Annotated in this window: 8 protein-coding genes; all 8 read left to right on the top strand. The window is 52.3% G+C overall.

Annotated features, from left to right (window positions below; translation table 11 throughout):
* On the top strand, positions 1-431 hold a 431-nt coding region (flgC, locus tag ACYC56_RS10530), incomplete at its 5' end, for a flagellar basal body rod protein FlgC (protein ID WP_461374135.1).
* A gap of 20 nt (positions 432-451) precedes the next feature.
* Positions 452-754, top strand: a complete 303-nt coding sequence (gene fliE / locus ACYC56_RS10525; RefSeq protein WP_461374134.1) for a flagellar hook-basal body complex protein FliE — start codon at positions 452-454, stop codon at positions 752-754.
* Between the two features lie 17 nt (positions 755-771).
* The gene (gene fliF / locus ACYC56_RS10520) at positions 772-2,391 is read left to right on the top strand and encodes a flagellar basal-body MS-ring/collar protein FliF (RefSeq protein ID WP_461374133.1); all 1,620 of its coding nucleotides are present in this window, start codon (positions 772-774) and stop codon (positions 2,389-2,391) included.
* A 45-nt stretch (positions 2,392-2,436) separates the two neighbouring features.
* Entirely contained in the window at positions 2,437-3,471 is a 1,035-nt protein-coding gene (fliG, locus tag ACYC56_RS10515; RefSeq protein WP_461374132.1) for a flagellar motor switch protein FliG, read from the top strand.
* A complete protein-coding gene (locus tag ACYC56_RS10510) occupies positions 3,464-4,144 on the top strand; it encodes a FliH/SctL family protein (RefSeq protein ID WP_461374131.1) in 681 nt (226 codons plus the stop codon). Before fliG ends, ACYC56_RS10510 begins: the two co-directional genes overlap by 8 nt.
* Positions 4,145-4,151: 7 nt before the next feature.
* A complete protein-coding gene (gene fliI, locus ACYC56_RS10505) occupies positions 4,152-5,480 on the top strand; it encodes a flagellar protein export ATPase FliI (RefSeq protein ID WP_461374137.1) in 1,329 nt (442 codons plus the stop codon).
* Between the two features lie 11 nt (positions 5,481-5,491).
* Positions 5,492-5,950, top strand: a complete 459-nt coding sequence (gene fliJ / locus ACYC56_RS10500; protein WP_461374130.1) for a flagellar export protein FliJ — start codon at positions 5,492-5,494, stop codon at positions 5,948-5,950.
* A 2-nt stretch (positions 5,951-5,952) separates the two neighbouring features.
* Complete coding sequence (locus ACYC56_RS10495) at positions 5,953-6,636, top strand: lytic transglycosylase domain-containing protein (protein ID WP_461374129.1); 684 nt, start codon at positions 5,953-5,955, stop codon at positions 6,634-6,636.
* Positions 6,637-6,774 lie beyond the last annotated feature (138 nt).

Here is a 6,774-nt window from a genome sequence, read left to right as displayed (position 1 = left end):
TGAGCCTTTTTTCGACGCTGCGAATTAGCTCGACCGGTCTGACGGCAAATCGTTTGTGGTTGGATACGGTTGCGAGTAACATCGCCAACGCCAACACGACGAGAACGCCCGAGGGTGGTCCGTATCGGAGGCAGGATATAGTTCTCGCGCCGCAGGGTCGAGCTGGCTTCTCTCAATTCTTAGGGAGCGCAAAGAGCGCAACCGCCGGACAAGGAGTCACAGTAGCAGGAATAGCACAAGATACTAGCGCACCCCGGATGATCTATAACCCTGATCACCCGGATGCAGATGCGAATGGATACGTAGCAATGCCTAATATAAATATCGTTACAGAGATGGTCAACATGATCGCCGCACAGCGTGCCTATGAGGCGAACGTTACGGTCATCAGTACGGCCAAAAGTATGGCCATAAAATCCCTGGAAATCTAGTAAGAGAGGGCTTAAAGAACATGGATATAACTCCATTAAGGCTCAACCCGATCAGCGCGGGAACGCTTGGGGCGCCAAAAGCGGAAAGCCCGGTCGGCAACGCGCTCGACACATTTTCAGGCATTCTCAATAATGAGATACACCAAGTAGATGCAGTCCAAAAAAATGCAGACACGGCAGTAGAGAAGTTCATCGCCGGAGAGCTTGATATCCACGACGTCATGATAGAAGTGGAGAAAGCAAGCGTAGCGATGCAACTGACAGTCCAACTTAGAAACAAAGTAATGGAAGCGTACCAGGAAGTAATGAGAATGCAGATATAAGCGAGTGAGGATGGTTAATGGCGTCACCCGCTGAAGCGATCAAGAACGCTCAAACAGGCTGGCAAAAGCTGGAAGTAAACCAAAAGATGATCATCATGATTACGGTCATCTTATTTGTGGTTGCTCTCGGCTCGCTCATCTATTGGGTCTCACGCCCTTCCTATAGCGTCCTGTTCTCAAACCTGAGCCCTGAGGACGCGAGTTCGATCGTAACAAAACTTCAGGAAAAGAAGATCCCCTACCAACTCAGCGGGACGCAAACCATTCAAGTTCCGAGCGACCAGGTATATGAAACGAGAATTGAGCTGGCCGGCGCAGGTCTGCCGCAAGGCGGTACGGTCGGCTTTGAGATATTCGATCAGAGCAATTTCGGTCTTTCCGAGTTCACCCAGAAGATCAATTATCGTAGGGCTTTAGAGGGTGAGCTTGGCAGAACCATCTCCCAAATTAATGAGGTTGACGGTGCTCGGGTTCACATCGTCATACCCGAACCCTCCCTTTATACCGATAAGGAAAATCCGGCCACGGCGTCCGTGATCATCAAGCCAAAGCCGGGCGCAAAGATATCGGAAGGCCAGGTTCAAGGTATCGTCAACCTCATCTCGAAAAGCGTTGAAGGACTAAAGAGCGAGAATATAACTGTTGTCGACACAAGTGGCAACGTCTTAAACGAGGCGACCGGTGACTCAGAAGCGGGTATTGCGGGCAACTACTCAAGGACCCAGCTCGAGGCCAAGGTCGCCTACGAAAGCCAGGTCGAGAAATCGATTCACTCAATGCTCGGTACGGTACTCGGCAACGATAACAATGCGGTGGTGAGGGTGAACGCGGATCTCGACTTTACCTCGAAGCAGACCCGCACGAACAAGGTCGAGCAGGGCAATAATCCGGTTGTCGTCAGCACTCAGAAAGAGACGGAAAAATATGAGGGGGCAGGGGCGGGGCCCGGCGGCATCGCCGGAATCTCCTCGCAGAATCCGAGTTCGACCGCCAGCGGCTCTTCGGTTACCTATCCTGCGGGCACTGAAGGAGGCAACTCGACGTATAAACGCTCGAACGAGACGGTGAATTACGATTCCACAAAAATCGAGGAAAGTGAGATCAGGCCGCCCGGCGAGGTTAAGAAGCTATCGGTTGCCGTGGTCGTTAACAACGACGGGAGCAAGGCGCTCCGCGATACGACTATAGAGCAGCTCGTTACCGCGGCCGCCGGCATCGACACATCGCGGGGAGACGTGTTGACGGTAAGTAGCGTGCCGTTCGATACGGCCTGGATGAAAAAAGAGGATAAGGCGATCGCCGATGCGCAGAGGAGCGAGATGTATGCGACGTATGGCAAATATGCTATAGTCGCCGTGCTCTTCTTTATCGGCCTCTTTGCCCTGATGCGGGTAGTCTCAAGCTTCAGGCCCCCGAAGTCGGTTGAAGAATTTATTCCGCGACCGCTCTCACAGGCTTCGCACATCAATATAACGGCTGAAGATTTAATGGAGGATTCCGGTGTTGATCCACAGAAAAAGAAAGAACTCTTAATCCAGCAGAAACGACGGCAGATGGCTCGAGAAGAAATCCAGTCACTGGCCAAGGAAAGACCCGGCGATATCGCCCAGTTACTTAGAATCTGGCTCAACACATAACAACCCTGATTTCTAAACGCACCAGCATGTGGAGGTAGGTTTCAATTGGCAAGTCCGAGACGAGGACCCAGCACACGACAATCCGTATCAGATAGGCAAAAAGCCGCCGTATTGCTTCTTGCGCTTGGCCCCGATCTTTCGTCCTCAATATTAAAGAGGCTTAACGAATTTGAGGTTGAGATGCTTGTCGCTGAGATCGCCCATGTCGAGAAAATGCCGCAGGAAGTGACCGACAACGTCTTAAAAGAGTTTCACGATATGTATGAGGCACAGGGCTTCATAACCTCGGGTGGTCTGGATTATGCAACGGATCTCTTAGAGAGGGCCTTGGGCAAGAACAAGGCCAGAGAGATTATCGATAGGCTTACAGCGACGCTTGAACTGGCGCCGTTTCACTTCCTACGCAATGCAGACCCAAATGAGATTTTTAGCTTCATCGAGGACGAGCACCCGCAAACAATCGCCCTGGTGCTAACACATCTTAAGCCGGAACAAGCGTCGATGATACTAAAGCAGCTCGATACGAGCCTGAGGGCTGAAGTCGTAAAGCGGATCGCGCTTATGGATAGGACTACCCCGGATATTATCGCCGAGGTGGAAAGCATTCTCGAGTCGAAGATTTCCTCGTTGGCACGCGGACAGGAGTATTCAACCATCGGCGGCCTGGATGCCACCGTTAAAATCCTCAACCAGGTCGACAGGGGCATTGAGCGGGCGATTCTCGAGGTCCTCGAGGATGAGAACCCCGATTTAGCAGACGAGATCCGCAGGAAGCTCTTTACCTTTGAAGACCTTATCAATCTCGAGGATCGCGCCGTCCAGCGGCTGCTTCGCGAGGGCGACTCCAAAAAGCTTGCGCTTGCGCTTAAGACTGCAAACGAGGACCTTAAGGAAAAGGTCTTTGCGAATATGTCGCAGAGGGCCGGAGAGATGCTCAGAGAAGATATGGAATTTCTCGGGCCGGTGCGCCTAAAGGACGTCGAGCTGGCGCAACAGGAGATCGTAAACACGGTGCGCCGCCTGGAAGAGGAAGGCGAGATTATTATCGCACGCGGCGGAGAGGAAGAAATCGTTGTCTAGGATTATCCGCGGCGGTCAGATAGAAAACCTGCACTTTAACCCCATCCCAGAAGACTCAGCTGATGATGTGAACCCAGATGGTCTTATTTCGAGCGACAGCCCGCAAGGAAAGGCTATGCTCGATGACGCCACGACGAAAGCGGAGGGAATTATACGAAGTGCTGAGGAGCGAGCCCAGCTGATCGAGCACGAGGCGTACCAGAGGGGATACGAGCAGGGGCTTGATTTTGCCAGGAGTGAGACTGCCGAGATGGTCGAGATTATCAAGTCCATGGCCGAGCAGGCGGTTCAGGAAAAATGGAAATTCGTGAACGACGTCGAGACTAACATAGTCGACCTCGCCGTCCAGATAGCGGAAAAAATTGTCGGCAAGCACATTGAAAGCAAGCCGGATGTAGTTATAGACGTGGCCAAGAGAGCGCTGCTGATGGCGGCCGAGCGCGAGCACATCCAGATCAGAGTCAACCCTGATGATGTGGATGTGGTAAAGATCCATAAAGACGATCTTATCGCTACCATGGACGGCATTCAGAAGATAGAGGTAATACCCGACAGGCGGGTGGGGCGCGGCGGTTGCGTTTTTGAAACCAGCGCCGGTAATGTCGATGCCCGTGTCCAATCCCAGATATCCCAGATCGAGCAATCATTACGGGGGGTCGTGATCGATGACTAGCCCCGGGATCAAGCAGGTCGATTTCACAAAATTTAGCGAAGTCGTGCGCAAGATGGCGCCGATAAAGCAAAACGGCAAGGTCACTCAGGTAGTCGGGCTCGTTATCGAGTCATGCGGCCCGGCCGCCCAAGTCGGTGAACTGTGCCACATACATATATCGAGAAACGAGCCGCCCGTAGCCGCTGAGGTAGTAGGCTTTAAGGAGGACAGGGTTCTCTTGATGCCGCTTGGCGATATGAGTGGCATCAAGCCGGGAAGTGAGATCGTGGCGAGCGGCAAGTCGCTCTCAATCGGCGTAGGGGAAACCCTGCTCGGGCGTGTGGTTGATGGTCTCGGCTCGCCTATCGATGAAAAAGGACCGGTTCTCGCATCGAAAGATTACCCGCTGCACAACAAGCCACCCGATCCTTTAAGCAGAGCGAGGATCAGCCAGCATCTCGCACTTGGTATCAAGGCAATGGACGGTGTCCTCACGTGCGGCAGAGGGCAGAGGATCGGTATCTTTGCCGGAAGCGGTGTGGGCAAGAGCACGCTTCTCGGTATGATCGCCCGAAACACAGAAGCCGATGTCAACGTGATCGGGCTGATCGGAGAGAGGGGTAGAGAGGTCAGGGACTTCATCGAAAAAGATTTGGGCGAGGAAGGCTTAGCCCGGTCGGTAGTGGTTGTAGCGACATCCGACCAGCCCGCACTGATTCGTCTTAAAGGTGCGTTTGCCGCAACGGCGATCGCCGAGTACTTCAGGGACCAGGGTAAGGACGTTATGCTGATGATGGACTCCGTGACCAGGTTTGCGATGTCACAGCGTGAAGTCGGGCTGGCCATCGGAGAACCTCCGGCCACCAGGGGTTACACACCATCGGTATTTGCGCTTCTACCAAAGCTCCTTGAGCGATCGGGTACCGCGAAAAAGGGTACGATAACGGGATTGTATACGGTGCTCGTCGAAGCCGACGACATGAACGAGCCTATAGCGGATGCCGTTCGTGGTATTCTTGACGGTCACGTGGTGCTCTCGCGAAGGCTTGCTTCACAAAACCATTATCCCGCAATAGATGTCCTGCAGAGTGTGAGCAGGGTGATGCCCGATATCGTAAGTGACGAGCATATCTCGGCGGCCGGTCGCGCCAGAGATATTTTGGCCACTTACCGTGAGGCGGAAGACCTCATCAATATCGGTGCATACGTTAGCGGCAGTAACCCAAGAATCGATTATGCGATAGGGCTTATCGATTATGTGAACACCTTCTTAAAGCAGGGGGTTGCCGAGCGGAAAGATTTTAATGCCATTGTTCAGGATCTCGAAACTATCTTTACCGATGAAGCTAGCCAATAAAAGGAACAGTTGTGAAAAGCTTTAAGTTTAAGTTGCAACCCGTCCTGCATCACCGCCAAAAAAAAGAAGATATCTTGAAAAAGGAGCTTGCCGAAGCCAAGTTGCTCTTTGATAAAGAGAGAGCAGTGCTGGACCGGCTTACGTCTAGGCTCTCGGATATTCAAGCGGAACTCAGGCATAAACAACAATCATTCTTCACCGCTTCGGAGGCGGCTTCTTACTCGACATATCTAGCTCGTGTGGAGCGCGAGATAGATATGCAGACCATTAAGCTCACCGATATCGCCGTTGAAGTCAAAAGGGCTCAAGGCCGTCTGATCGAGGCATCAAGAGATAAAAAGATCATGGAAAAACTGCATGAGAAAAAATATGAGGAGTATAAGGTGGAAGCCGATAAAGCCGAACAAACCCTGATCGATGAGATGGCGACCATGCGGTATAACCGCAAGGACTCTTCATTTAAGGAGTAGAGATGCTGGGAAACATCGAGCGCATCATGAGTAGGATTCAGCAGATACAAAGCCGGTTCACCCAATTTCCGGGGCAGTCAAGCCCGGTCGCAAACGAGGGCACCAACCAGGCCGATAAAGTTGCTGAGCTAGCGGACCTTGCCGGTATGGCCGGTATAGCCGATACGCCCGGTGTGACTGACGCAACACAGCAAACTTCAGGTTTCTCAGATGTCATGAAGCTCGTTGAGCAGGAGGTAAAAGACGCACAGGTTAGCGCCGCCAGTACGGTAAATCCTACGAAAAGTGCTTCTGCTGTGAAGAAGAGCGGTTTTGATGATCTAATAGCGGATGCCGCTCGAAAATACGGCCTCGACGAGGGGCTTCTTAAAGCGGTGATTGAGGCGGAATCGGGTTTTAATCCAAAGGCTAAATCACCGGTGGGCGCGGCGGGGCTCATGCAACTGATGCCTGCAACCGCCAGGTCGATGGGCGTAACCGACCCGCTCGACCCCGCTCAAAATATCGACGGCGGTAGCAAATATCTCAAGATGATGCTTGACCGCTTCGGTAAGGTCGAGCTTGCCCTTGCCGCGTATAATGCTGGGCCGGGTAACGTTAAGAAATTCGGTGGGATTCCACCTTTTAAAGAGACACAGGCATATGTCAAAAAAATAATGCGCCGGTGGGGCGAGATAAAGGCGTAATAGTATAGCTCTGGAGGCTTAAAACGTGAGTGCGGCAAAAGCAAAAAAGCAGAAAAGTGGAGCGGCATTATCGGTAATTCTAATCGTCATCTATGTGGTGGTGCTGGTTGCCACGCTCAAATATACAGGAGTAATAAA

The organism is Candidatus Aquicultor sp., from assembly GCF_054640775.1.
The sequence above is the reverse complement of the archived record's forward strand: the minus strand, read 5'-3'. Positions and strand labels throughout refer to the sequence as shown.